Below are 26,530 nucleotides of genomic sequence, written 5' to 3'. Positions count from 1 at the left end.
CTCCCGGCCTAACTGTCATATTCGGTCAGAGTTACATCTCTGCAGTGATAAGAAGTGTCCCTTCTCTCACAGTAATCTCTGCCTCTGCAGTGATAAGAAGTGTCCCTTCTCTCACAGTAATCTCTGCCTCTTCATCGATAATGAATTCATTGCTAACTCCAAGAGGAAAATCGTTACCCAGCTCCCCATTTTCCATTGTGTACATAAGGCCACGAAGTGTTACACCCCTTGAAATCTCCGAAACAGAAAAAACAGATATCATTCCGCTGTTTCCTCTGTGGAATCTTATAGTTTCGTTTTCGGCGATAAGAACTATCCGGTTCTCTTCCATAATGTATCCGTTACCGCCGTGATGCTTGATAAAAAGAAGGGTCTGAATATTGGCAAGACTGTGGTCTATTCTGCTCCCTCCGAGGCATCCGTATAGCATAAACTTCCTATACCCCTTGGAAAAAGCTATTTTAACAGCCTTAATCGTATCGGTGTCATCCTTTCTGACATCTAGTTTCACAATTCTGTCCGGATCGCTCTCAGCAATCTCCTGTAGACTCCTGACTGCCGCCGGCCCTGCTTCACTTAAGGAATCAAAGTCCCCAACGATAAGGTCAGGCAATATCCCAAGCTGCTCAGCGTAGAGATACCCTGCATCGCAGGCTATGACAAGGTCCTCCTCGCCAATAGGTATCTCCATTGGCACGAAATGCCCTGCCGATATGATTATGCACTTAGGTTCCGATTTAGCCAGATTCATGTATATTCCCGTTATGCTCTGATTCTTGATTCTATGGTGTCGATATCCATTATCCACTCATTATCGCCGCCCCAGTCTCCTACGATGGTCTCCTCGGTGGTTCCATCCTCATAGGTGATGGTGGTATCCAGCCTGTAATTCATCTTGGCTACCTTGGTGGATTTGCCGGATGTTATATAGCTAAGTAAGTATGTAACAGAATACTTGGTGTGAGGATACAAGTTACCGTCAATTGCAGCAGGCTCATAGGAAATGGAATTTCTCTGAACACCGTCGTCCTCAAAGAAATTAGCCCACAGTGTAATGACACCCTTGGTATCCGGGTTCTCCTCAAAGTTCAAAAATCTATAGCTGTAGCCATTATCATTTTTATTAAGAATAATGGCTTCTCTGCTGATGGAAACATAGGTGGTATTCTCCTGAGGAGTCTCCTGATTATTAAGGAAAACATCCCTGAGAGCAAGATACTCATCAGAAACCACGAAGTCTCTGAGTTCATCCACATTGCCAACATCAAGCTGAACAAATATATCTGCGAAAATATTCTGAACGTCAAAAGCATTGGTAAGACACGCCTTAACCGAATCAATATCCTGAGAGCTTCCAACTGAAGATATCACTTCATCCAGCAGTGAATTATAAGAAGAAGCATCTTCCATACCTATGGTAAAAGACTCAGAATATGGCACTGCATATTTCAGAATAACGTTCTTAAGTTCCTCTGAATTGTTGCCGGCATAAACCGTTATCATACGTCTTACAAGCTCAGCGTACTTATCAAAAGAACCTGTTCTGTCACCGGTATTTGTGCATTTATCCCCTCTGAAAAGTGCATTGACGTCATAATTATAAGAGTCATTAAAGCATCTCTCATAAGCAGCACTGAGGAGTTCAATCGCATCTGCGTTATCACCGTTTTCTTCCAAAACACTGACAAGTTTCTCAACCGTGTCAAAACTTGCTGATGCACTATTCATCTCACTTATGGCTTCATTCATTATAACTGTGTGATAGTCCTTAAGAAGCAGCTCATTCTCTGTATTTTTGAATCCGTCATAGAGAGTTGTCTTGGCGGCCTCAGTATTATCAAGGCTTAAGTACGCTCCTGCCAGATTGGAATATGCAGCCACAGACTTGGGATCAATCGCGATTGCCTTCTCATAGGATTCAATTGCAGCCTCATAGTTAGCTGATTCAGTGTACTTGTTGCCTGCGGCAATCGCATTATTAACCTTAACAAAAGGCAAATGACTGTATATTGTAAGACCAACCGCTATCACAACCGCAGAAGCACCGGTTATAACGGCTGCCATTCTGTAATCGAGTTTCTTTCTTCTTTTCCCTCTTCTTTTTCTTGAATTATAGCCCCTTCCCATGGTAGAGCTATAAACATTATCTTTTCTGTAACCCAAAACTAAAAACCATCCCTCTTAAAACAAAGGCAAAAACTGCCATTAATTACTAAAATCCTGTGCCAAAAATGCTCACACAAGCTAAAGTATAGCACGAAAATTCTTATATAAAAAGAGAAAAAAACGTGTGGAACCGCAAAAATAGTCCCACACGTTTCATCATCTGATTTATTCGGTAAAAGATTATTTCAAAAGCTCGTGAACAGCCTCTTTGATGCGCTCATCCTTGGCATTGGCATCGAAGTACTCAAGGAAATGCTCTCCTGAAAGCGCGCCCTTAACCAGGTCTCTGTCAAGCTTGTTGAGAATGTCAACAACGTCCTGATTGTAAGTAACCTTCTTGACCTCATCAAGGATCTTCTTGTTGCGCTGCTCAGGAACGGCTCTTTCTCTGGGATATCCCTGTCCGCTCTCCTCTGAGAACAGCTTCTCAAAAGTATACTCAAGGTTAAGCTCTGCGCCCCAGCCTGACTTAAGTGCGAAGTTCATGGAAATTGCATTACCATCGTTGATCTGTGCAAAAGTATAAGCATCAAGAGGATCAGTAACATGTCCGCAGATAACTCCGGGGAAGCTGTTGCAGGCAAGCATTGCGCCCTCACCTGTTCCGCAACCTGTGATAACGTAATCAACAGCGCCTGAGTTAAGAAGAACGCAGGCAAGAATACCATTCTGTACATAGGTAAGCTGTGCCTTGTCCTCAGCTGAATACATTCCGTAGTTAAAAACCTCAAAGCCATGCTTGTCAGCAACCTTCTTGAGTGCTCCGTAGATCATCTCATTCTTGGCTGCCTGGCTGTTTTCATTTATAAGTGCTATCTTCATCTCAAATAACCTCCATTTGATATTTTTTGTCTCAATATACGAATATTTTATTAACAAAAAAATGAAGTGTCCACCGCAAAAAAGTCTTTGTGCTCAATTTTCAAGATTTTAGTCAAAATCTCTTTCTGAGCATTTCTCCCATCTCCTTGATGGAATCATAAACCACGTCCGGCTTCACCTCGGAACCGGGTATATCCATGAGCTTCGTCTCTCCTGTCATAACAAGAACACCGATAGCTCCGTTGTTTACGCCTGTGGCAACATCCGTGTATATTCTGTCGCCCACAAATGCAATCTTATCCTTATCCATGCCTGTGGCATCTACGATCATCTCCACAGTTTCGTTAAAAGGCTTCCCCACATACTTGGGCTTCTTGCCGGTGGAGAGCTCTATGGCTGCGCAAATCGCTCCGCAGTCAATAATAAATCCGCCCTTCATTGGACAATTAATATCCAGGTGAGTCGAAAGGAAAGTAGCACCATTTCTGATATAAGTACAAGCATTGGTAAGTCTGTTGTAATTAAGTGTCTTATCAAAAGCCACCACAACTATATCCGGAATATTGGCGGTATCCGCAGGAACAAATCCATCCTTTTCATCTACCTCTGGCTGAAAAAGATTGATCCCGCCTTCTCTGAAGGTTTCATACAGAGACGGTGTCCCGAGAAGATACACACTTTTCCCTTTATAAAAACTATTAAGGTAGCGGATCATCACATCTCCGGAGGTCATGATCATATCCTTTGAAATATGGCAGTTCATCTTCGCCAGCTTATCAATATAAGCGGCCGATGACTGGGATGAGTTGTTGGTAAAAAACATGTATTTCTTACCTGATTTTTCTACACTGTCAAGGAAATCAAGTGCGCCATCCAAAATGTCATTTTCAAGATAAAAGGTTCCGTCCATATCAAGAACGAAAAGCTCAGCTCGATCCAGGATTTCCTCTTTTGTTGAGTTTTCAAAGTATTTTTCCATAACTTATCAGGTAGCTCCTATACATTTTCGTTTTGTACATGCTTGCCATATAGCAAGACTGTGTCTCCGGCCTTGATCGTTAGCCCTCCCTTTGGAACCATCGCTTTGCCGTTTCTTCTTACCATGAAGATGAAGCTCTGTCTGGAAATATCGATATCTCTTATCGCCGTACCATTCCAGGAATGGCCTTCATTTATCACGATTTCTTTTATCTCCACAGGCTGAACATCCTTGGTCTTCTCAGCACACATAACTATGAGATCACCGGGATTAAGTACCGTATCTCCTCTGGGAATAATGGTCTCTTTGCCTCTTTGTATGGCTACGATCATAACGTCCTTAGGAAGGCCCAGGTCTACAATCTTCTTACCGGTCCATCTGTCTCCTGCCGAGAGTTTGACTCTGATAAAATGAATATTCTCTTCCTCTGTGAAGTCGCCAATGGACTTAAGTCTCTGATATTGTTCAACGAAGCCGGCAGAAATAATACCTGTAGGTATGGCAACCATGCCGACTCCAAGAAATGCAATGAATATTCCGAGGATCTTACCCAGGGTTGTCACAGGATAAATATCTCCATATCCGACAGTTAATAGTGTCGATGCCGACCACCAGATTCCGGAAAAAGCATTTTGGAATACCTCAGGCTGAGCCTCATGCTCAACACTATACATACACAGGCTTGATCCCATCATAAGTATGAGGATAATAAATACCGAAGCCATGAGCTGCTGCTTTTTGCGGCTAAGGATCTCGGTGATAACATTCATTTGGTCATAATAGGAATTGATTCTGAAAAGACGAAGAATCCTGGCAATCCTGAACATTCTGAAAACTGCCGTCCCCGCCGGGAAAAATACCGGTAGATAATAGGGTAAAAACGATAACAGATCTATTAATCCGGTAAAGGAAAAGACATATCGGACAATAGCACCTTTTTCTGTCTCCTTGGGATACAGTTCATTAGCTGTGATGAGACGCAGTACATAATCCACTGCAAAGAAAAAGGTGGTAATTGCCTCAATAACAAGAAGGAGCTTACCATACCGCTCCATCATATTGTCAAAAGTAACCGCAAATGCGCAAAAAAGATTAAGCAAAAGGGCAATGATACTGATAACGTCATAGAACCTGTTGATAGGTTCATCAATGACGCCCACACTAACCATGTTAAAAATCTTGGCTCTGAAAGCCTTACTCATAACAAACAGTTTGTGTTTCCCAGAATCATTCCCCTTTGATTTGGTCATTATTTCTCCTTGTTCTTTCTTCTGCCAAAGCTCTCCATTACAAGATCGCTGACATCCTGAAGATAATCAAGACTTCTTTTTTTATTTTCCTGCTTAATGGCCTTCTTCTCGGCCTTGCTGACATTCATGGTGTCGGAGTCCTGACCCACATACCAGGCCTTGGTCTGTCCCTCACCTTTTATGTTGATTCTTCCTACGTTCTCGAAGCCATCAGCTTTTTTGTTCTGAGAAGCTCTGCTCTTCTTGGAATAATCTGCATGATTCTCAGATTTGTTGCCGTTCTTGCTCTCGGATTTCTTTCTGTCAGCCTTGATGCTCTCAATAAGGCTGACGTCAAGTCCTGTATTTACAGCCTGTGATCCATCAGGTTTTTGCTTTCTGCGAGGTTTCTGGAATACTTCCTCAGAAGAACTTACCTGCTTCTCCTGATATCTGTCGTTCTTTTTGTCAAAGCGCTGCCCCTGGTCCTTGCGGCTTCGGCGATCCTTGCGGTCCTCAGAATTCTTACGACTATCGCGCCCCTTACGTCCTTCACGATCCTCTGAGGGCTTCCTGCCATCTCGGTTCTTGCGGCCCTCTTCAAAGCGACGTCCGTCGCGGCTTCTGCGCCCATCTGAGTTCTTGCGGCCGTCACCGGAGCGGCGTCCGTTTCTTCTATCGCCACCGTCCTTGGAATCTCTCCTTCTTCTGTCGCTCTTTTCAAACAGAACAAGATCTTCAAGGTCTGCGCCCATCTTGAGCTTCATGAATCCGGCAGCAAGCTGCTCTGCAGTATACTCGCCCTCTTCAATCTTCTGATTGACGAACTCAAGAGTTGATGCGATATCGTCATTCTCAATAATATCGATTACTTCCGCAAATACCTTCTGGGATTTGGCTCTTGTAATCTCTTTAGCGGAAGGAACTCTTCTCTCCTCAATCCTGGTATGGCAGATTCTCTCGATGTCGCGAAGCTTGTACATCTCTCTGCCGCCTACCAGAGTAAAGGATCTGCCGCTTCTGCCGGCACGTCCTGTTCTTCCGATTCTGTGTACATAATATTCAATATCCTCAGGGATATCGAAGTTAAATACTGCCTCAACACCGCTGACATCAATACCTCTTGCAGCTACGTCAGTGGCGATAAGGATGTTGATCCTGCCATTTCTGAAGAGATTCATAACTGTATCTCTCTGGTTCTGTGACAGATCTCCGTGGAGTCCGTCGGCAAGATACCCCTTGCCCTTAAGGCTCTCTGTGAGCTGGTCTACCATTTTCTTGGTATTGCAGAAAATAAGGCTTCTTGCAGGATCATAATAATCCATAAGTCTGCAGAGGACCTCTTCCTTCATCTTCTGAGGAACTCTGTAATATGCCTGCTCGATGGCGGCAACGGTGATCTCCCTGGGAGTCATCTTGATGTATTCAGCATCCTTCTGATAGGTTCTTGTGATCTTAAGAATAGGTTCGGGCATTGTAGCTGAGAAAAGAGCAGTCTGTCTCTCTTCAGGCATTCCCTGAAGAATAGTCTCGATATCTTCTCTAAAGCCCATGTCAAGCATCTCATCCGCCTCATCAAGGACAAGAACCTTAACATCCTTCATCTTCATTGTGTGACGTCTCATGTGATCCATAACACGTCCGGGAGTTCCTACAACTATCTGAACTCCGGCAGATAATGCTCTTATCTGTCTTGAAATATCCTGTCCGCCGTATACAGCCAGGACTTTGATTCCATGCATATATTTTGCAAAATCTCTGATATCATCGGCTGCCTGCATTGCAAGCTCTCTTGTAGGGCAAAGTACAACCGCCTGCAGGTGCTTATTCTCGGAATCTATGCTCTGAAGGAGCGGAATTCCAAATGCTGCCGTCTTGCCGGTTCCGGTCTGGGCCTGTCCTATAAGGTCCTTGCCTTCCATCATAACAGGAATAGCAGCCTTCTGGATGGGTGACATGTATTCAAATCCCATCTCAGTAACAGCTCTGATGATTCTCTCATCAAGGCCGGACTCGTCATATCTTATCTTAGCTTCTTCTTTCTTCTTACTTTCTTTTTTTACTTCTTCTACTTCTTCAAATAATTCTAAATCTTTACTCATAAAACTCTCTTACTTCTAAAACAATAACTATAATTTACTACGCGATATACGCGATTCTTCGCTTACGCTCTCGAATCGCTACGTACATTCGGAATCCGCACTATCGTGCTACTTCCTCATGTACGTTACGTCTACGAGGTTTCAAGTTACTGCATGCAAGCATTCGTACTTGAAACTTCGTATCCGCATATCGCTCACATCTCTCCGCTCATGACGTCCTTGTTTTTAATAAGGTAATCAACAAGTGAGATAACTGTCAGAGCCAGAGCGATCCACATGATAACCTGGGTAAGGATCTGCACAGCGGGAATTCCCAGATTGGCAATCATAAGAATGACCATGATCATCTGGAAGGTTGTCTTAAACTTGCCCCAATAGCTTGCTGCTATTACTCTTCCGTTGTCTGCGGCGATAAGTCTGAAGCCGCTTATAACGAACTCTCTGGCGATAATGATGATAACAATCCAGGCAGGAATGCGGTCAAGCTCTATAAGTGCGATCATAGCACTGCACACAAGTAGCTTGTCTGCCAAAGGATCCATAAATTTACCGAAATCAGTGATAAGGTTATATTTTCTTGCAATCTTGCCATCAAGCATATCTGTGAGGCTGGCAATTATGAAAATTGCAAGGGCAATCCATTTAAAAAGTTCTACAGTTGACTCCTGCGCAGGTCTGAATAACAGAAAAAATACAAAAAACGGAATCATAATAACTCTGGCTACTGTTAACTTGTTCGGTAAATTCATTCTTCCATCTCCCCTATTAAATCATATTCGTTAGATCCTGTAATACGAACCTTCACGTAATCACCTGTCATAAGCTCTCTCTGAACACCACTCACAAAAAGATATCCATCGATATCCGGGGCATCCTTATAGGTCCTTGCTACATAGGACAGCCCATCGTCATATTCGGTGTCCATGATCCTGCCTTCTATGACAGCATCAACAACTTTTCCCACCATCTTCTCCGCAGCTTCAAAGGCAATCTTCTGCTGAAGCTTCATAAGCTTGTTTCTGCGGGTTACTTTAACCCTTTCAGACACCTGATTCGGCATTGTAGCAGCCGGAGTATCTTCCTCCTGTGAATAAGTAAATACTCCCAGTCTGTCAAACTTAAGGTCCCTTACAAGCTCCATGGTCTGATTATGATCTTCTGCCGTTTCCCCGGGGAATCCACTGATAAGTGTGGTCCTTATACAGATATCGGGAATTTCTTCTCTCAGGTGCTGAACCAGAGCCCTGATCTCTGCGTTGTTAGTGCGCCTTCCCATCTTTTTGAGCACCCAGTCAGAACCTGACTGAATGGGAATATCCAGGTACTTGCAAATCTTAGGTTCATTCTTTATTGTCTGGATCAGCTCCTCATTGATTTCCTCGGGGTAGCAATATAAGATCCTAATCCATCTAAAGCCCTCTATCTCGCATAGCTTGTGAAGAAGCTCCGGCAGTTTTTTCTCCCCATAGAGGTCTGTTCCGTATAAAGTTGTCTCCTGAGCCACAATAAGAAGCTCGGTAATTCCCTCAGCAGCCAGATTCCTAGCATCCTCCAGCAGTTGCTCCATAGGTACACTTCTGTAATTGCCTCTAACCTTGGGGATTATGCAATAGGTGCAATGCTTGTCACACCCTTCTGCAATCTTGAGATAATTAAATAGACCTCCTGTGGTAATGACTCTCTTAAGGCCTCCCACAGGCTTCCTGTTGATATCATCGAAATAATTCTTGTGAGAAAAAAGCTCATCTCTCTTGATAGTCTCATCAAGTGCTTCAAGAATCTTATCAGTAGATGAAATTCCAAGGATCTCATCCACTTCGGGAATCTCAGTCTGGATCTCTTCCTTGTATCTCTGAGCAAGACAACCGGTCACGATGAGTGCCTTAAGCTGTCCTGCCTTCCTTCTCTCTGAGAGTTCCAAAATTGTATTGATGCTCTCTTCCTTCGCATCATTGATAAAGCAGCAGGTGTTAACAACTGCTGCTTCCGCTTCTTCCTCGTCATCTGTAAATTCGTAGCCGCGGTCTGCCAGCATTCCAAGCATTACCTCGGTATCTACTCTGTTTTTGTCACATCCCAGTGACACAAATAATATTCTCATAAATTATTCTTCTACTGATTCCTCTACGGTAACGTCTTCGTTCTCAGTAACAAGTGTTTCTCTCTCCTCATCTGTAAGGATTCTGAGAGTATCCTGGTTCATCTCGTCTACTGCGATTGAAAGAGGCTTCTGCTTATCCTTAACTCTTACCATAGGCTCATCACCTGCGATAAGCTGTCTTGCTCTCTTGGCAGTAGCCATAACTACTGAATATCTTGAGCTGATTACAGGCTCCTCACCCTCTTCAACTCCCTTGTTAACTACTTTCATAAGATCAACATATGAAGGATGTATCATAATATTGTATTCCTTTCCTGCGGTAATCCGCATATCCGCTAAAATGATTATAACTCATTAAGCTCATTTCTGATAGTATCTATAAATTCCTGATTCCTTGATGTGTCAAAATGTGCAGCGGTTATAATGTCGTTCACCTGTTCAACGCACTTATCAAGATCATCATTTATAACAATGTAATCGTAGTTCTCTATGCCAAGGGATTCCTCTTTGGCTCTCTCAAGTCTTCCTTTGATGACTTCCTCTGTTTCTGTGCCTCTTCCGCACAGTCTGGTCTTAAGAGTCTCAGCTGAAGGGGGCATAACGAACAAAAGCACCGCATCATTATACTGCTTTTTGATCTGAAGTGCACCCTGAATTTCTATCTCAAGGATTACATCTATTCCCTCAGCAAGCTTATCCTCAACGTATTTCCTGGGAGTTCCGTAATAATGATTGACATATCCGGCATGCTCTATCAGTCCGTTTTCATTAATAAGCTTCTCAAACTCTTCATTGCTAACAAAGAAATACTCTCTGCCATTCTCCTCGCCGGGTCTGGGATCTCTTGTTGTTGCAGAGATTGAAAGAGCGTAATTGTCATATCTCTTAATAAGCTCCTTCATTATTGTACCCTTGCCTACTCCCGAAAAACCAGAGACAACGATTATAATACCTTTGCGCTTGTTGTGCAATACTTCATTACTCAATGTTCTGAATCTGCTCCCTTACTTTTTCTATATCGGTCTTAAGAGCAATTCCTCTGTCGGAAATCTTAAGATCTGTGGATTTGGACAAAATAGTATTGGCCTCTCTGTTCATTTCCTGTGCAAGGAAATCAAGTTTTCTTCCGATACCGTCCTTGTCATCACCCACCTGAAGTGTCTCCCTGGTGGCCATAATATGGCTTCGAAGCCTTGTAAGCTCCTCATCTACACATACCTTGTCGGCAAATATGGTAACTTCCATGGCAAGCCTGTTCTCATCAACCTGCTTGTCTTCCAACAGATCTGCGATCTTCTCACGAAGTTTCTGCTTATATTCCTGTATGATCTCAGGGGAACGCTCTGTAATATATTCCACATTTTCATACATTCCGTCAAGCTTTTGTGTAAGATCTGCGGATAAAAATTCTCCTTCTTTGATTCTGGAGTCAAGGAACTGCTTGCCGGCCTCATTAATGGCCTTCTTAAGTCCGCTCCATACCTCCTCTTCATCCAGTTCTTCCTCTTCCATGGTAAATACTTCAGGGAACTTGGAAAGAGCTGAGATCCTGATATCGTTATCAAGACCAAAATCACTGGCCATCTGTTTAAGATATGTGAAATATTCCTCAGCTATAGCCTTATTGTATTTTACTCTGGAATCCGATTCTGAAAAATCCTCGTAACTGATAAATACATCCACCTTACCGCGCTTCATATAGTTCTTTAATTCGGTTCTGATGGCGGATTCAAATGCATTGAATTTCTTGGGCATCTTGATGTTGATATCAAGATAGCGATTATTAACAGACTTAAGTTCAACAATATATTTGCGCTGTCCCTCTGTAACTTCACTTCTGCCAAAACCAGTCATACTGCAGACCATAAGTAGAATCTCCTTTATTTTAGGGCAAAAATTTACATAAATCATTATAATACAGCGCTTTTTCAAGGTCAATGCTGCGTTCCGACCACATTTATAAAAAAAGTCATAATTTGCTATTGTAAACGCTTACATATTTTGCTATAACATTATATAGATTAAGACTTAGATGAAGCGTTTTGTAAGCGTTTACATTTTAGGAGGAATAGGGTTATGGAATTATTAAATTATGATGTATTGGCCAAGTCAGGCTATGAAGGTTTTGTTCAGAAGGAAGCACCCGTTCGTGTTCTTCAGTTCGGTGAAGGTAACTTCATGCGTGCATTCGTTGATTACTTCTTCGACATCAGCAATGAGAAGGCAGGCTGGAACGGCAAGGTTGCTCTTGTTCAGCCTATTGCACAGGGTCTCACAGAGCTTATCAACAAGCAGGAGGGTCTTTATACATTATACCTTCGTGGAAGTGAGAACGGCCAGAAGGTTGATGCCAAGAGAGTTATCTCCGCAGTTGACTGCTGTCTCAATCCTTATGACAAGGCAGACTACGACAAAATGATGGCTATCGCAGAGAGCGATGACCTTGATATTATTGCATCCAACACAACTGAGGCAGGTATTGCTTACGATCCTTCCTGCAATTTCGAGGATGTTCCCGCTGCCAGCTTCCCCGGCAAGCTTACACAGGTTCTATTCAGAAGATACAAGGCAGGTAAGAAGGGCGTAGTTGTTCTCTCCTGCGAGCTTATCGACAACAACGGCAAAGAGCTTCTTAAGTGTGTCAACCAGTACATTGATCAGTGGCAGCTTGAAGAAGGCTTCAAGACCTGGGTTAACAATGATAACATCTTCTGCTCTACCCTTGTAGACAGAATCGTTCCCGGAAGAATCCGTGATGCAAAAGAAGTTGCAGCGCTTGAAGAAGTTAACGGATATCACGACGAGCTCATCGATGTAGGTGAGATCTTCGGAGTATGGATCATCGAAGGACCTGCTGAGCTTGAGACAAGACTTCCTTTCAAGAAAGCTGGCGTTAATGTTCACGTTGTTCCCGATGTAATGCCCTACAAGCACCGCAAGGTTCGTATCCTTAACGGCGCTCATACAGGTTTCGTACTTGGCGCTTACCTTTCAGGCCAGGATATCGTTCGTGACTGCATGCAGAACGAAGCTATTTCAGGCTTCATGAACAAGATGCTCAATGAGGAAGTTATTCCTACTCTCGTAGATCACCTTGATGAGAATGATCTCAATGAGTTCGCTGCTGCTGTTAAGGATCGTTTCAACAATCCTTTCGTTAACCACGAGCTTATGAGCATCTCTCTTAACTCAACAAGTAAGTGGAAGGCAAGAAACATGCCTTCATTCCTTCAGTATATCGACAAGAACGGCAAGCTTCCCGTTTGCCTTACTATGTCACTGGCAGCATACATTGCTTTCTATTCAAACGATGTTCAGGAACTTACTGAGGCAGGCCTTGTTTGCAAGAGACCTGCAGGCAATACTTATACAGTAAGTGATGACAGATGGGCTCTTGAGTTCTTCTATGATCACAAGAACGATTCTGAGGAAGACCTCGTTAAGGCTGTTCTTGGAAATGAGAAGATGTGGGATCAGGACCTCAACAAGATTGCCGGTCTTACAGATGCAGTAATTGCAGATCTGAAGATGATCCGCACAGAAGGTGCTGAGAAAGCATATGCCAGCTGCCTTTAATAATTAAGCTTTTTCATTCAATTTTTCATTATCTTCCTATAAGAAGCCGCATTCGTTTTTACGAAATGCGGCTTCTTTGCGCAAAAGCGTTAAATTCTTAAGATTGTGTCTACTATGTGAAACGTGACAACCATGCCCCATTCAGGTCACTTCAAGGACTGATTTTTGGTGTTCTTACGCAATACCGCAAAATTCTAACGAAATGTTTAGATTTCTTTACAAACCCGCTCCTTTGCTGTATCCTAAAGGTACAAAGAGAGAGAAATAGATTTCAAATCTGCTTCTTCAAGGAGTAACTTATCCTGCGGCCGGCGCGTCCAATGTGTCGGGAAATAATCCGGCATGATAAGTATCTTTCAAACACTAAGCTTATTGGGGATTGTCACAGACCAATAATCTGCACATTAACCATTCACACCACGTGGTTACAACTGTGCGTTCTTAATGTTGCCCTTTTATGGGTTTTATTCAACCTCATAAGCTTAGTATTTGATCCTTCACAAAACAATCAAAGATTAATTTCTTATCCTTGTTCCCCTCTTTAAAGCTGATGGATGTAAGGCTGTTATTGACAGCATTCCACACCATATTCTTACCAAGGTACTCTTTAGGATTACCGCAGGCATCGTAGGTAATTGTCTTAGTTACCTTATCTGCTCCCTCGGTTTCACAATTTGATATATTGCCTATCCCAAAAAGAGAGGAGCCAAATCAGCTCCTCTCTAAGTCTGCTATTAACACAAAATTATTAATCTAATACATCGCCAAATCTGAAAAATACTAACTCACACCAATTATGGAAGCATATCTGCATCCCCGAAGTACTCAGCCCACTTCTCTGCACGCTCGTCGATGATTGCCTGTCCGCCGCTTGAGAGATAATCTGCAAGATAGCTGTCCCAAACAGAATCGAAATCAGCTTCTGAAGCAACTACTGCGTTATCATAGATCTGATCTCTCTTAGCAGAAAGTGTATCACCTACACCTGCCTCTGCTGTGATCTCACCAACGTTAACGTTCTTGGGCTCAAGTCCATCAGCCATAGCAATCTTGTTAGCCTGATCTACAAGCTCAGGATCTGCCTCAGCATAGCCATATGCAAGAGAAAGAGCTGCAAGAGCCTCATCGCCGAAGTATGTTCCGTTACATGTGATTGTGTAGTCAATGTTCTTACCTGAGTTCTGGATTGCATCGCCTGTTGCTGCAATGATCTGGATAGCGCCGCTGTCGAGAACTTCATGTGTAACGCCCTCATCACCTGCCTGGAGGTATTTGATTGTCTCAGGCTTAGAGATGAAGTCAAGGTAAAGAAGAGATGCTAAAGGCTCATCGTTGGTTGTAGGGAAGAAGATCTTTCTGTCGCCTGCTGAGCTGTAGAGCCACTTTGAATACTTGCCTGCTGAGTTCTTGAAGCAGTCAACAGGAATAAATACAGCGTCCTCGCCTACGTTTCTCTTGAGGTTAGCATTGATGCTGTCCTCACCGTTTCTGAATACATAGTCCCAGTTGTGCTGGAATGCGCCTACATAGCCTGCTTTGATCATATCGTCCTCAGTTGTGTCGCCACTTCCGTAAAGAACGAAATCCTTCCACATAAGGCCTGCATTGTACCACTTGTTAAGAAGTCTTACAGCTTCCTTGGTTGAAGCCTGTGTAACCATTCTGTCATCGAATCCATTGATGTAGTACTCTTTGTCTGTGATGTTAGGATCCATGTAGGATGTGATGATGTTGGATGCTCTCCATCCGATATCATAGCTTGCTGAAAAAGGAACCATCTTGGAAGCATCACTGCCAAGAAGTGTATCAGCATTGTCTCTGAAAGCGATAAGCATGTCTTCGAATTCCTGAGTTGTTGTAGGAACAGAAAGTCCAAGCTTGTCGAGCCAGTCTTTACGTACGAAGGTAACGATTCTCTGCTGCTCTGCTCTCTTACCTTCAAGTGCCCATACTGTGCCGGTCTTGGGATCCTTGTCCCAAAGCATGTTAGTATCACCAAGCCATGTCCAAAGGTTAGTAAGATCGCCCTTATAGGTCTCGATCATCTCGCTAAGATCGATAACGCCGCCCATCTGAGCATAAGTAAGAACTGTAGGATAGCTGTAGGTCACGCAGATATCAGGAGCTTCCTGAGCTGCAAGAAGGTTGTTGATGTCATCAACCTCTGTCCATCTGGGAACCTTTTTGAAGGTAACTTCTACGTTGTGCTCCTCGAGCATTCCCTTCTTGATGTACTCTGTGTACATGTTGTTCTCAGGATCTGAGCCGCCGTCATTTCCTCTGTCGTAGATCTCAACTGTGATCTGTCTTGTCTCTGCAAACTTACCATCTGTAAGCTCAGATGATGTTGCCTCAGCTGCAGGCTCAGCAGGTGTCTCTGCTGCGGGTGCCTCTGCTGCAGGTGCCTGTGTATCTGCTGCGGGTGTCTCAGCTGCAGGTGCGCTGCCGCCTTCAGAAGATCCGCATGCAACTACAGAAAGAACCATTGCAGATGCAAGTAATACTGATAAAACTTTGTTTTTCATATTGACCTCCCTTCAAATGAGTCAATTAATATTTATTTAATCCAATAAGGATTAAGTTCAAGGTAGTTCTGATCTCGCACGTTGTGCTCGCCATAACAAGAATTCGCACTAAATTCGAAAATACCTCATTAAGTGCTCATTCTTTGACCGCACCCATGGTCACGCCATGAATGAAGTACTTCTGCAGGAAAGGATAAATGCAGAGAATCGGAATGGTTGAAAACATTACGATGGCTGCCTTTAGGGAAGCTGACAATCCAGGTGTTGAGAAGCCTTCCTGTGTAGCAACCTCAACCTGATTGATATTGTTGATGATGTTGTACAAAAGGAGCTGCAATGTGTAGTACTTGGCCTCTCTCATGTACATCAGGGCATCTGAATATCCGTTCCATCTTCCTACCGCATAGAACAGAGCGAGTGTAGCCATAACCGGCTTGGAAAGCGGTATGTAGATCTTGGTCAGGATCTCGAAGAACGTCGCTCCGTCAATCTCAGCGGATTCACGAAGGCTGTCCGGTATTCCATAGAAGAAGCTTCTCATGATGATCATGTTATAAACGCTCATGACACCCGGAATAATGAGAACCAGAGGGTTACTCAGAAGGTTCAGCTTCTGCATCAGCAGGTAGTTCGGAATTGTTCCTGCGTTAAAAAACATTGTTATTGTTATGAAGATATTGATGGCTTTTCTTCCGCGAAGATTCTCGAAAATCAGCGGAAATGCACATAAGGTAGTCATTGTCAGTGAAAGTACAGTACATACAATCGTAAGAAATACTGTCCACACGAAGGCTCTTATGTACTTGGGGTCCTTAAGGACCGTTGCATAGGCATTTAAGTTAAAGCCCTTGGGTAAAAGATATACCTCATTTCTTACCAGATAGTCTGTCTCGCTAAGGGACTTGGCAAGAAGGTTAATCATAGGTATTACGCACATCAGGCTTATTACAAGGCAGAAAAGCACAAATACTACGTCCCAGGCTTTATCTGCATCGGATTTAATTTTCATTTGCTCGCACCTCCTTACCAGATTCCTCTCTCTCCAAGCTTACGGGAAATGAAATTCGCCATAAGAAGGAAGAATATTCCCACTACAGACTGGAACAATCCAACCGCTGTAGTAAGTGAGAACTGCAGACCCTTGATACCGACTCTGTACACGAAGGTTGCGATAACGTCTGCCACACGCATTACCAGATTGTTCTGGAATGCAAAAGGACGGTCAAATCCGCCACCGAGGATATTACCAAGGCTCATGATAAGAAGAACTACAATCGTAGGCTTGATTCCCGGAAGGGTGATGTGCCACATCTTGCGAAATCTTCCGGCTCCGTCAACGGAAGCAGCTTCATAGAGCTCCGGGTTGATACCTGCTATTGCTGCCAGATATACGATTGATCCCCAACCAAAGTTCTGCCAGATACCAAATCCGATATAGCTTCCAATCCAGTGTTTTCCGTCATTAAGGAAAGGAATAGGATCAAAACCCATCTTGCTGATGACCATATTTACAAGACCATCTGTAGGAGCAAGAAGCTGCAGAGCCAAGCTGTAAATAATGACCCATGACAGGAAGTGAGGCATGTAAGCAATCGTCTGAACCACTTTCTTGTAATGCTTGAAGCACAGTTCATTAAGTATTAATGCAAAAATAATTGGTGCCGGGAATCCAAAAAGAAGATCCAGCAGATTAAGTGTCAGCGTGTTTCTAAGAGCATATTTAAAGTCATTGTTCTTAAATGCTTTGATAAAGAATTCAAAACCATGATTATCTGCCAGTGGCAGCTCCCATATGCTCTTAACAAGACTGTACTTTTTGAAGGCGATCTGCACATAGACCATTGGTGCATACTTGAATATCGTCAAATAAAGAAGCGGCAGGAAAAGCATTGCATATAACTGCCAGTAGCGCTTCATATAGACGCCAAAAGATTTCGAGTTTCCCGAACTCGTTTGAGATTTCTTCCCCATAAAATCCTCCCAGTTTTTATGCGAATTGCACATACAAATTTGAGGTTATTATATTTTTTCTTGTCATGTTGCACTTCTCATTTATTGCTTCATGTTTACTATGTATTGCTTTTAAAGGTACTTTTTACCGCAAAAAAATCAAATTGTGCAACTTTTTCAATGTGTACCGCAAAATAAGCAAAGTGACACATAATAATCCACATAACGTTGTAGTTGCATGAATATTTTGTATCTTTGATTGAATCTGTGATACATGGTACAATATAGCCTGCATTTATAGTTATTCTTAATCATGAAAGGTAGTAAACAATGGCTTTTGACGGAATTACAGTTGCAAACTTAACCAAGGATTTAAATGACCTTCTGACCGGAGGCCGTATCTATAAAATAGCCCAGACAGAGAGCGATGAACTTCTTATCACAGTCAAGCTCTCCTATGAAAATATTGATAAATATCAGATCAAGCAGGCAAGAGTAGTCATGTCCGCAGACGCTTCTCTCCCGCTGGTCTATATGACCGATGACAACAAGCCCTCCCCCATGACTGCCCCCAATTTCTGTATGCTTCTTCGTAAGCACATCCAGAATGGGCGCATTATTTCCATCACTCAGCCGGGAGGCCTTGAGAGAATTATCAGATTTGAGATTGAGCACCTGGATGAGATGGGCGACCTTCGTCACAAGGTCCTTCTCATCGAGATCATGGGCAAATACAGCAATATCATCTTCACCGATGAAGAGGACATGATCATCGACAGTATCAAGCACATTCCCGCTTCTGTCAGCTCGGTAAGAGAAGTTCTTCCCGGAAGACAATATTTCATCCCTTCCCAGGATAAGATCAATCCTCTTGAAACCACAGCAGATGAATTCTCCTCCAGCGTTCTCAGTAAGGGAATGCCTGCTTTTAAAGCAATTTATTCAAGCTACACAGGCCTGTCTCCCATCATATCTCAGGAGATCTGCTACAGAGCAGGTGTTGATGCCGACAAATCCGCAGCAGCCCTTGATCCTTCCGAATCAGTCAAGCTCTACAGAGCCTTTGATGAAGTTATGGAGCTGGTTAAAACCGGTAATTTTACCCCTGTTATCGTTTATGAGAAAGGCGCACCTAAGGAATATTGCTCCATTCCTCTTACTATCTATGGCAATCAGAATGGTAATTCAAATGAATCAGGTTTTAATACCACTCAGATGAGCAGCATTTCCTCACTCATCGAGCAATATTACGCCGAAAAGAACGTTGTAACCCGTATCAGACAAAAGTCTGTGGACCTTCGCAAGATCGTTCAGACCGCCCTTGAGAGAAACGTAAGAAAGTACGATCTTCAGACCAGGCAGCTTCAGGACTCCGAGAAAAAAGACAAATACAGAATCTACGGAGAACTCCTCACTGTCTATGGCTATAGTGCCAAGGAAGGCGATAAGAACATAACCGTCAACGACTACAACACCGGAGAAGATGTTACGATTCCCCTGGATCCTACTCTCTCCATAAGTCAGAACGCCAAGAAGTATTTTGACAAATACACCAAGCTAAAGAGAACTCAGGAAGCCCTCACAGAGCAGATGCAGGAAGTAGCTCAGGCCATCGAACAGCTTGAATCCATTGCTACTTCTCTGGACATCGCCCAGAAGGAAGCAGACCTTGCCCAGATACGTCAGGAGCTTGCTCTTTCAGGTTATGTTAAAGTTCATACCCAGGGCAAGAACGGTCGCAAGGAAAAGATAACCTCCAAACCTTTCCACTATCTCTCCAGCGACGGATTTGATATCTATGTAGGCAAAAATAATATTCAGAACGATGAACTCACCTTCAAAACCGCAAATGGCGGCGACTGGTGGTTCCATGCCAAAAAGATCCCCGGCTCCCACGTTGTTCTGTTAACCGGAGGTAAAGAAGTCCCTGACAGAGCCTTCGAAGAAGCTGCCGCCCTGGCCGCTTTCTACTCCAAGGGTAAAAATCAGGAAAAAGTCGAGATTGATTATCTAAGGCGCAAAGACGTAAAAAAGCCCGGTGGGGCTAAACCGGGCTTTGTAGTGTACTACACCAATTATTCAATGGCTATTTCACCGGATATTTCCGGACTAAAACTGATCAGCGATTAATTATCATTCGCCTCTTTTGGCAAAATAAACTCCGCCGTAATCGGATTCCTTGTAATCTACGGCTTCATAATCAAGAGAATATGCCGCCTTTAGAAGTACTGCTCTTCCATCTGTAATTCTGAAGGTGGCATTATGATTAAAGGAAAGGCTGTCGGAATCCTCAGGATTGCCGTCATAAAAGTTAACATTAATAATACCGTTATCTCTTAGAATAATTCCTGCAATGGTATTACCATCAGCCTTTATTGCTTCCACAACCTTCTCTGTTCCTTCATAAGCAAGGAGTTCTTCTTCTGCTATTTCCCTGCCTTCATACTCTTCGAATTCACCACTGTCCTTATTGTAAAAATAATAATAAGGCTTCCAGGTATGTCCTGTGCCATCAGAGCATCCATCGTAGCAATCAAGTGTTACAATTGCCGTTCCGTCACTAAGTCCGGCACAGGCTCCCATCTCGGAGATACCAAGCTTGTAGGCCTTACCGTCTTTTACCCCGAATACAAGATTGTTAACTGCAGTAGCTGCCGCTCTGTATGAAGGAGCAAAGAACATCGGATGATCCTTGGACACCTCATTAACACCTGTTCGGATGACATATTCTTCATTTGGATCATTTATAATGAGTTCAAGATCTCCCCAGGCAGTATTGATATCCTCTGAGATATTGGTTACTTCATCATCATCAACGTAATATACAGCACCATCTACGTCAACTTCACCATAGTCTTCATATCTTGTGCCTACTATAGCAAAGGCCTCTTTACTGCCGTCTCCGTCAAAATCATCGCAAATATAGTACTCTATGCTGTCTGTAACTTCTGCCTTAAGTTTATTGTAGTATTCGTCATCTGATTCTGTCAGGTTCTCAACCTGAACTTCATCAGTAGTAGCTGTAGCAGCTGGCTCTTCCGATATATCTATTGAAGCCTCATCACCAGAAATATTTGAATCAGATTCATATGTTATTATCTCCGAAATCTCTGACATATATGCATCAGGTATATCTGTGGTAGCACTACTGCCACATCCACTAAGGCCTGATACGATCATAGTTGAAACTGCCGTCAACATTATTCCATTAATACTCTTTTTCATAATAAATCCTCCCGGTGCACATATATAAACATGCATATTCCTTAACATCGCAATAATTCACTGCCAAAACTGCAAATTTATATTCCCCATTTTGCAGATCTTAAAGAATAATTATCACACTCTTGTTGTCCACTTGGAGCAGTCCATGATCTCAGTTGCGAAATCCTGATAGAAATCAGGTTCATGGCAAACCATCAGAATACTGCCTTTGTATTCCTTAAGCGCTCTGTGAAGCTCTTCCTTGGCATCTACATCAAGATGGTTGGTAGGCTCGTCCAGAACCAGAACATTGGACTCTCTGTTAATAAGCTTGCAAAGTCTGACCTTGGCCTGCTCACCACCTGATAAAACCTTACACTTGCTTTCGATATGCTTGGTGGTAAGTCCGCATTTTGCAAGGGCTGACCTAACCTCATACTGGGAAAAGCCCGGGAATTCATTCCAGATTTCCTGCATGCAGGTGGTCTCAATATCAGGAGCCATCTCCTGCTCGAAGTATCCGATCTCTACGTTCTCTCCAAGTTCCACACTTCCGCCCAGAGAAGGGATAAGTCCCAGAATACTCTTAAGAAGAGTTGTTTTACCAATACCGTTGGCACCGGTAAGGACAATCTTGGAATTTCTCTCCATTGAGATATTAAGAGGTGTGGACAATGGACTGTCATATCCGATAACAAGGTCCTTGGTCTCAAATATCATCTTGCCGGGAGTTCTTGCAGTCTTGAAGTTAAACTCAGGCTTCGGCTTCTCCTGGATTTTTTCAATGATATCCATGTTATCAAGTTTCTTCTGTCTTGACATTGCCATGTTTCTTGTGGCAACTCTGGACTTATTTCTTGCAACGAAGTCCTTGAGCTCGGCAATCTCCTGCTGCTGACGATTGTAGGCTGCCTCTCTCTGTGCCTTTTTGGCCTCATAGACTTCCATAAACTTGTCGTAATCTCCAACATATCTGTCAAGGCTGTGATATTGTCCGTCCATGTGATAAATGATATTTACCACATTATTGAGGAAGGGAATATCATGGGATATCAGAATAAAAGCATTGTCATATTCCTGAAGATATCTCGTGAGCCATACGATATGCTCAGCGTCGAGATAATTCGTAGGCTCGTCAAGAAGAAGGATGTCAGGCTTCTCCAAAAGGAGCTTTGCCAGAAGAATCTTGGTCCTTTGTCCTCCTGACAGCTCGGTTACATCCCTGTCAAGTCCCAGCTCAAGGAATCCCAACGCTCTGGACACTTCTTCAATTTTGGAATCAATAAGATAAAAATCTCTGTTGGTAAGAAGATCCTGAATAGTTCCAAGTTCCTCCATATATGCTTCAAGAGTTGTTTCGTCCGCTTCTCCCATGGCATCACAGATCTCATTCATTCTGCGCTCCATATCAAAAAGAGGCTCATAAGCTGAAGCAAGAACGTCTCTGATGGTCATTCCCTCTTTTAACACTGCGTGCTGATCAAGATAGCCCACCTTGACGTTCTTGGACCACTCAATCTTACCTGCATCAGGCATCAGCTTGCCTGTGATTATATTCATAAAGGTGGATTTACCCTCTCCGTTGGCTCCAACAAGGCCGATATGCTCTCCCTTAAGGAGTCTGAAGGATACATCCTCAAAAATGGCTCTGTCACCAAAGCCATGGGTTAAATTTTCAACATTCAAAATACTCATAACATATCTCTTTCTTCTTAAATCTAAACAGTCACGGCTAATATCTTACCTTATTTCACAATAATTAACAATAAAAATGAGGCCACAGCATAAAAGCTGTGGCCCCTAAAGGGAATTGCATATGGGATGCATTGGCCTTTCAAATTATTAGATCAGTTCTTGGCAAAGAGCTTACCGCCTCTCTTTGATACTACATCAAAGATAACAGCTGCAAGAAGAACCACGCCCTTAACCACTTTCTGCATGTTGGCATCTACGCCCATAAGTGACATACCAAGGTTGATAACACCCATGAGAACCGCACCGACAATAACTCCGGGAACTGTTCCGATTCCGCCGTAAGCAGATGCTCCACCGATGAAGCAGGATCCGATAGCGTCCATCTCATAGTTCTGACCGTATGTAGGCTGAGCTGATGTAAGTCTTGCGATTGTGATCATTCCTGCAAGTGCTGCAAGGAATCCCATGTTGGTATAAGCAAGGAAGTATACCTTGTTGGTGTTGATACCTGAGAGCTTGGTAGCCTTCTCATTACCACCAACTGCGTAGAAATAACGTCCAACAGTTGTGTTGTTGGTGATGTAACCATACACAAGGACAACAACCATAACCCAGATGAGAACTGTAGGAATACCTTTGTGCTGTGCAAGCTTGTAAGCAAAGATAAGAATAACTGCTGTAATTGCGATAAGCTTGATAAGGAATGTAACAAAAGGCTCTACATCATAGTTCTTTTTAACTCTCTTAACACGACCTGTAACCTCAATAAGAATGAAGATACCTGCTGCAACAAGACCGCCAAAGAGACATGTAAGGTTGAGCTCTGCTCCGCCGAAGATATCGTGAACATAGCAGTCAGCACCGCCACCGAAAAGGTTAACGAAGGCTGTCTTATCCTTGATAGAAACGGTAAGACCGTTGAGCACTACGTTGGAAAGTCCTCTGAATGCAAGCATTCCTGCCAGTGTTACGATGAAAGGAGGAATTCTTACGAATGCGATCCAGAAGCCCTGGAAAGCACCGATTGCTGTACCGATGAGGATCATGATAATGATTGAGAGCCAGATGGGAACATTTAAGTTAACCATCAAAGTTGCTCCAACCGCACCAACGAAACATACAACAGATCCAACTGAAAGATCGATGTTACCACCAGTCAGTATGCAAAGAAGCATACCGGTTGCCAGAACGAACACATAAGCGTTCTGTGAAATAAGGTTACTAACGTTCATGGGAAGAAGGATTGCTCCTCCTGTCTGCCATGCAAAGAAACCAAGTACCACCAGAAGAACCAGTACCATGGTATTTTTCTTAAGAAAGCCCAAAACCTGTTCTTTACTCATAATTTATTCCTCCCCTTTTCCGGATGACTGTAAGATATAAGTCATAATCTTTTCCTGGGTAGCATCTTTGCCATCCAGTTCTCCAACCATTCTGCCTTCATTCATAACATAAATTCTGTCACACATTCCCAGAATCTCCGGAAGCTCGGAGGAGATCATAATAACAGATTTGCCTTCGGATACCAGCTGGTTGATAATGCAGTAAATCTCGTATTTAGCGCCTACGTCGATACCTCTTGTGGGTTCGTCGAGAATAAGGATATCAGGATCGGCAAACATCCATTTTGCCAGAAGGACTTTCTGCTGGTTACCACCTGAAAGATTTCCTACATTCTGCTCGACAGTAGGGCATTTTGTTTTAAGTTTTTCTTTGTAATCAACGGCTACCGCAAATTCCTTGTCTTTGTCGATTACATTGTTTTTGCTTACTTCATCAAGATTAGCCAGCGTTGTGTTAATCTTAATGGGATTGGAAAGGATAAGACCGTTTCCTTTTCTATCCTCAGTTACGTATGCAAGTTTATGTTTAATAGCCTGCTGAACGTTGTTAAGGTGAACTTCTTTACCGTTGATAAAGAGCTGTCCGGAAATATTCTCACCATAGCTCTTACCGAAAATACTCATGGCAAGTTCTGTTCTGCCTGCTCCCATAAGTCCGGATATACCTAGAACCTCGCCCTTTCTTACGTTCAGATTGACGTTGTTGACTATTTTTCTCTCACTATATAAAGGATGGTAAACATTCCAGTTCTTTACCTCCATCATAACTTCGCCGATATGAGGCTCTCTCTTGGGGAATCTGTCTGAAAGTTCTCTTCCTACCATTCCCTTGATGATCCTTGCCTCAGAGAAGTCGTCCACGCCCTTGGTAAGGGTCTCAATGGTGGAACCGTCACGGATAACCGTGATCTTGTCGGCTACATAGGATACCTCATTAAGCTTATGTGAAATAATGATGGATGTGAGACCCTGCTCTTTTTTGAGTTTGAGCATAAGATCCAAAAGAGCTCTTGAATCAGTCTCGTTAAGTGATGATGTAGGCTCATCAAGAATAAGAAGTCGTGCATTCTTGGAAAGAGCCTTTGCGATCTCAACCAGCTGCTGTTTACCAACACCAATGTCCTTGACCAGTGTTTCCGTGCTCTCCTTAAGTCCTACTATATCCAGGTACTTACGAGCCAGCCCGGAGGTTTCGTTCCAGTTAATTCTGAACTTGCTTCCTCTCTCATTTCCGAGGAACATGTTTTCTGCGATTGTCATGTAGGGAATAAGCGCAAGCTCCTGATGGATAATAACAATCCCCTTACCTTCACTATCCTTGATATCATTGAATTTACAAACTTCGGAATCATATACAATGTCACCTTCGTAGGATCCAAACGGATAGATACCGCTGAGAACGTTCATAAGTGTTGATTTTCCGGCACCGTTCTCTCCTACCAGCGCATGTATTTCTCCCTCTTCAACCTGGAGATTAACATTATCCAAGGCCTTGACACCAGGGAAGGTTTTGGTGATATTCTTCATTTCCAATAATATCTTCGCCAATTTAACCCCTCCTTTTCCCATATTATTATTTAAACTTTTTTCATTTGGTGAATTTTGTCTTTTTCATAGACTGAGGCGGGTGCGATGACCCGCCTGCAGTATGTTTACAGCATTCGCTGTCTGTTTACTTAAATTACTTAAGCTGATCCTCTGTGTAGTATCCGGAATCGATAAGAAGCTGCTTGTAGTTGTTTGCGTCTGCAAATACAGGCTCGCAGAGGTATGAAGGAATGATGCCTGTGCCGTTGTCATAGGTCTTAGTATCGTTAACGGGAGCGTCTGAGCCCTTCATGATAGCGTCAACCATCTCTACGGTCTTGGAAGCAAGTGTACGTGTATCCTTGAAGATAGACATTGACTGCTTGCCTGCGATCATGTTCTTAACGTTAGCAACGTCACAGTCCTGACCTGTGATAATAGGCCACTCAGCTGTGTAGTTAGCCTCAAGAGAGTTTGTAACACCAAGAGCTGTTGAGTCGTTTGAGCAAAGAACTGCGTCAATCTTGGTTCCGTCAGCATAGTTAGCTGAGATGATGGCATCCATTCTTGACTGAGCATTCTCTGTTGACCAGTTAGCTGTAGCAACCTGATCAAACTCTACCTGACCTGACTTAACAACGAGCTTGCCAGCATCGATGTAAGGCTTAAGAACGTCCATAGCACCGCCATAGAAGAATCTTGCATTGTTGTCACCGGGGTCACCTGTGAAGCACTCAAGGTTGAAAGGACCTGCAGCGTTGTCAAGATCAAGCTGATCTCTGATGTACTCGCCCTGCTTTGTTCCAACCATGTAGTTATCGAAGGTTGCATAATATGTAACAGCGTCTGAGTTCATGATAAGACGGTCATAAGCGATAACCTTGATGCCCTGCTCCTTAGCCTGAGCAAGAACTGTTCCAAGTGAATCACCATCGATAGATGCGATTACAAGAACCTGAGCTCCTGAGCTGATCATATTCTCGATCTGAGAAACCTGTGTAGCGATGTCGTTAGATGCATACTGAAGGTCTACATCATAGCCGGCTGCCTTGAGCTGCTGCTCCATGTTAGCACCGTCCTGATTCCATCTCTGGAGATCCTTAGTAGGCATTGCAACACCAACCTTGCCGCCTGAACCACCGGCTGATCCGGTAGACTCGGAACCTGTAGAAGCAGCATTGCCGCAACCTACAAGAAGAGATGCAGCCATAGCTGCACAAAGAAATACGCTTAAAAGTTTTTTCTTCATAATTGCCCTCCCAAATTATTGAGTTGTTATTTTTTTGCAGAACTTTTTGTCCTGCTCTTTAC

General features: G+C 43.2%; 21 protein-coding genes. 2 read left to right on the top strand and 19 right to left on the bottom strand.

Annotated features, from left to right (window positions below; genetic code table 11):
- Window positions 1-31: 31 nt before the first annotated feature.
- From G588_RS20075 to G588_RS0111710, 11 genes are all read right to left on the bottom strand, one after another.
- Complete coding sequence (locus tag G588_RS20075; RefSeq protein WP_022778937.1) at window positions 32-751, bottom strand: thiamine diphosphokinase; 720 nt, start codon at window positions 749-751, stop codon at window positions 32-34.
- Between the two features lie 11 nt (window positions 752-762).
- Entirely contained in the window at window positions 763-2,163 is a 1,401-nt protein-coding gene (locus tag G588_RS0111755) for a tetratricopeptide repeat protein (RefSeq protein ID WP_022778936.1), read from the bottom strand.
- Between the two features lie 183 nt (window positions 2,164-2,346).
- Window positions 2,347-2,988, bottom strand: a complete 642-nt coding sequence (locus G588_RS0111750; RefSeq protein ID WP_022778935.1) for an RpiB/LacA/LacB family sugar-phosphate isomerase — start codon at window positions 2,986-2,988, stop codon at window positions 2,347-2,349.
- A 112-nt stretch (window positions 2,989-3,100) separates the two neighbouring features.
- On the bottom strand, window positions 3,101-3,967 hold the full coding sequence (locus tag G588_RS0111745) for an HAD-IIA family hydrolase (RefSeq protein ID WP_022778934.1): 867 nt from the start codon (window positions 3,965-3,967) through the stop codon (window positions 3,101-3,103).
- A gap of 17 nt (window positions 3,968-3,984) precedes the next feature.
- The gene (locus G588_RS23440) at window positions 3,985-5,169 is read right to left on the bottom strand and encodes an ion transporter (RefSeq protein WP_035788419.1); all 1,185 of its coding nucleotides are present in this window, start codon (window positions 5,167-5,169) and stop codon (window positions 3,985-3,987) included.
- Window positions 5,170-5,216: 47 nt separating this feature from the next.
- A complete protein-coding gene (locus G588_RS23385; protein WP_022778932.1) occupies window positions 5,217-7,298 on the bottom strand; it encodes a DEAD/DEAH box helicase in 2,082 nt (693 codons plus the stop codon).
- 194 nt (window positions 7,299-7,492) lie between these two features.
- A complete protein-coding gene (gene pgsA, locus G588_RS0111730; protein WP_022778931.1) occupies window positions 7,493-8,047 on the bottom strand; it encodes a CDP-diacylglycerol--glycerol-3-phosphate 3-phosphatidyltransferase in 555 nt (184 codons plus the stop codon).
- The gene (gene rimO / locus G588_RS0111725) at window positions 8,044-9,399 is read right to left on the bottom strand and encodes a 30S ribosomal protein S12 methylthiotransferase RimO (protein WP_022778930.1); all 1,356 of its coding nucleotides are present in this window, start codon (window positions 9,397-9,399) and stop codon (window positions 8,044-8,046) included. Before rimO ends, pgsA begins: the two co-directional genes overlap by 4 nt.
- Before the next feature lie 3 nt (window positions 9,400-9,402).
- Window positions 9,403-9,696 (bottom strand): DNA-directed RNA polymerase subunit omega, encoded by a 294-nt coding sequence (gene rpoZ / locus G588_RS20060; protein WP_022778929.1) that lies wholly within the window; start codon window positions 9,694-9,696, stop codon window positions 9,403-9,405.
- A 47-nt stretch (window positions 9,697-9,743) separates the two neighbouring features.
- Complete coding sequence (gmk, locus tag G588_RS0111715; RefSeq protein ID WP_022778928.1) at window positions 9,744-10,385, bottom strand: guanylate kinase; 642 nt, start codon at window positions 10,383-10,385, stop codon at window positions 9,744-9,746.
- On the bottom strand, window positions 10,378-11,265 hold the full coding sequence (locus G588_RS0111710; protein WP_022778927.1) for a YicC/YloC family endoribonuclease: 888 nt from the start codon (window positions 11,263-11,265) through the stop codon (window positions 10,378-10,380). Before G588_RS0111710 ends, gmk begins: the two co-directional genes overlap by 8 nt.
- Window positions 11,266-11,475: 210 nt before the next feature.
- Here G588_RS0111710 and G588_RS0111705 point away from each other — a divergent pair, with 210 nt between their 5' ends.
- The gene (locus G588_RS0111705; RefSeq protein WP_022778926.1) at window positions 11,476-12,975 is read left to right on the top strand and encodes a tagaturonate reductase; all 1,500 of its coding nucleotides are present in this window, start codon (window positions 11,476-11,478) and stop codon (window positions 12,973-12,975) included.
- A 794-nt stretch (window positions 12,976-13,769) separates the two neighbouring features.
- On the opposite strand, the gene G588_RS0111700 is transcribed toward G588_RS0111705, so the two are convergent.
- The 3 genes from G588_RS0111700 to G588_RS0111690 form a co-directional block, all read right to left on the bottom strand.
- Window positions 13,770-15,500 carry a sugar ABC transporter substrate-binding protein gene (locus G588_RS0111700; RefSeq protein ID WP_022778925.1) on the bottom strand — a complete coding sequence of 577 codons (1,731 nt, stop codon included), beginning with the start codon at window positions 15,498-15,500 and terminating at the stop codon, window positions 13,770-13,772.
- A 136-nt stretch (window positions 15,501-15,636) separates the two neighbouring features.
- Complete coding sequence (locus G588_RS0111695; RefSeq protein ID WP_022778924.1) at window positions 15,637-16,509, bottom strand: carbohydrate ABC transporter permease; 873 nt, start codon at window positions 16,507-16,509, stop codon at window positions 15,637-15,639.
- Between the two features lie 14 nt (window positions 16,510-16,523).
- A complete protein-coding gene (locus G588_RS0111690; RefSeq protein WP_022778923.1) occupies window positions 16,524-17,471 on the bottom strand; it encodes an ABC transporter permease in 948 nt (315 codons plus the stop codon).
- A gap of 309 nt (window positions 17,472-17,780) precedes the next feature.
- Here G588_RS0111690 and G588_RS0111685 point away from each other — a divergent pair, with 309 nt between their 5' ends.
- Entirely contained in the window at window positions 17,781-19,580 is a 1,800-nt protein-coding gene (locus tag G588_RS0111685) for an Rqc2 family fibronectin-binding protein (protein WP_022778922.1), read from the top strand.
- 3 nt (window positions 19,581-19,583) lie between these two features.
- Here G588_RS0111685 and G588_RS0111680 read toward each other — a convergent pair whose 3' ends face one another.
- From G588_RS0111680 to chvE, 5 genes are all read right to left on the bottom strand, one after another.
- Complete coding sequence (locus G588_RS0111680) at window positions 19,584-20,675, bottom strand: hypothetical protein (RefSeq protein ID WP_022778921.1); 1,092 nt, start codon at window positions 20,673-20,675, stop codon at window positions 19,584-19,586.
- 114 nt (window positions 20,676-20,789) lie between these two features.
- Window positions 20,790-22,349 (bottom strand): ABC-F family ATP-binding cassette domain-containing protein, encoded by a 1,560-nt coding sequence (locus G588_RS0111675; protein WP_022778920.1) that lies wholly within the window; start codon window positions 22,347-22,349, stop codon window positions 20,790-20,792.
- Between the two features lie 152 nt (window positions 22,350-22,501).
- On the bottom strand, window positions 22,502-23,692 hold the full coding sequence (gene mmsB, locus G588_RS0111670; protein WP_022778919.1) for a multiple monosaccharide ABC transporter permease: 1,191 nt from the start codon (window positions 23,690-23,692) through the stop codon (window positions 22,502-22,504).
- Window positions 23,693-23,695: 3 nt separating this feature from the next.
- Window positions 23,696-25,240 carry a multiple monosaccharide ABC transporter ATP-binding protein gene (mmsA, locus tag G588_RS0111665; protein WP_026668747.1) on the bottom strand — a complete coding sequence of 515 codons (1,545 nt, stop codon included), beginning with the start codon at window positions 25,238-25,240 and terminating at the stop codon, window positions 23,696-23,698.
- A gap of 133 nt (window positions 25,241-25,373) precedes the next feature.
- Window positions 25,374-26,468 carry a multiple monosaccharide ABC transporter substrate-binding protein gene (chvE, locus tag G588_RS0111660; protein WP_022778917.1) on the bottom strand — a complete coding sequence of 365 codons (1,095 nt, stop codon included), beginning with the start codon at window positions 26,466-26,468 and terminating at the stop codon, window positions 25,374-25,376.
- Window positions 26,469-26,530: the final 62 nt, after the last annotated feature.

Source organism: Butyrivibrio sp. AE3009 (genome assembly GCF_000420845.1).
GTDB lineage: Bacteria > Bacillota > Clostridia > Lachnospirales > Lachnospiraceae > Butyrivibrio.
This window is presented reverse-complemented; position numbering and strand designations above follow the sequence as displayed.

Coding starts and splice junctions, on each gene's coding strand:
- rpoZ (WP_022778929.1), bottom strand. CDS start 9,696: ATGATACATCCTTCATATGTTGATCTTATGAAAGTAGTTAACAAGGGA.
- G588_RS0111680 (WP_022778921.1), bottom strand. CDS start 20,675: ATGAAAAAGAGTATTAATGGAATAATGTTGACGGCAGTTTCAACTATG.
- G588_RS23440 (WP_035788419.1), bottom strand. CDS start 5,169: ATGAGTAAGGCTTTCAGAGCCAAGATTTTTAACATGGTTAGTGTGGGC.
- G588_RS0111685 (WP_022778922.1), top strand. CDS start 17,781: ATGGCTTTTGACGGAATTACAGTTGCAAACTTAACCAAGGATTTAAAT.
- G588_RS0111695 (WP_022778924.1), bottom strand. CDS start 16,509: ATGAAAATTAAATCCGATGCAGATAAAGCCTGGGACGTAGTATTTGTG.
- chvE (WP_022778917.1), bottom strand. CDS start 26,468: ATGAAGAAAAAACTTTTAAGCGTATTTCTTTGTGCAGCTATGGCTGCA.
- G588_RS23385 (WP_022778932.1), bottom strand. CDS start 7,298: ATGAGTAAAGATTTAGAATTATTTGAAGAAGTAGAAGAAGTAAAAAAA.
- G588_RS0111745 (WP_022778934.1), bottom strand. CDS start 3,967: ATGGAAAAATACTTTGAAAACTCAACAAAAGAGGAAATCCTGGATCGA.
- G588_RS0111700 (WP_022778925.1), bottom strand. CDS start 15,500: ATGAAAAACAAAGTTTTATCAGTATTACTTGCATCTGCAATGGTTCTT.
- G588_RS0111710 (WP_022778927.1), bottom strand. CDS start 11,265: ATGGTCTGCAGTATGACTGGTTTTGGCAGAAGTGAAGTTACAGAGGGA.
- G588_RS20075 (WP_022778937.1), bottom strand. CDS start 751: ATGAATCTGGCTAAATCGGAACCTAAGTGCATAATCATATCGGCAGGG.
- G588_RS0111675 (WP_022778920.1), bottom strand. CDS start 22,349: ATGAGTATTTTGAATGTTGAAAATTTAACCCATGGCTTTGGTGACAGA.
- pgsA (WP_022778931.1), bottom strand. CDS start 8,047: ATGAATTTACCGAACAAGTTAACAGTAGCCAGAGTTATTATGATTCCG.
- G588_RS0111750 (WP_022778935.1), bottom strand. CDS start 2,988: ATGAAGATAGCACTTATAAATGAAAACAGCCAGGCAGCCAAGAATGAG.
- rimO (WP_022778930.1), bottom strand. CDS start 9,399: ATGAGAATATTATTTGTGTCACTGGGATGTGACAAAAACAGAGTAGAT.
- G588_RS0111705 (WP_022778926.1), top strand. CDS start 11,476: ATGGAATTATTAAATTATGATGTATTGGCCAAGTCAGGCTATGAAGGT.
- mmsB (WP_022778919.1), bottom strand. CDS start 23,692: ATGAGTAAAGAACAGGTTTTGGGCTTTCTTAAGAAAAATACCATGGTA.
- G588_RS0111690 (WP_022778923.1), bottom strand. CDS start 17,471: ATGGGGAAGAAATCTCAAACGAGTTCGGGAAACTCGAAATCTTTTGGC.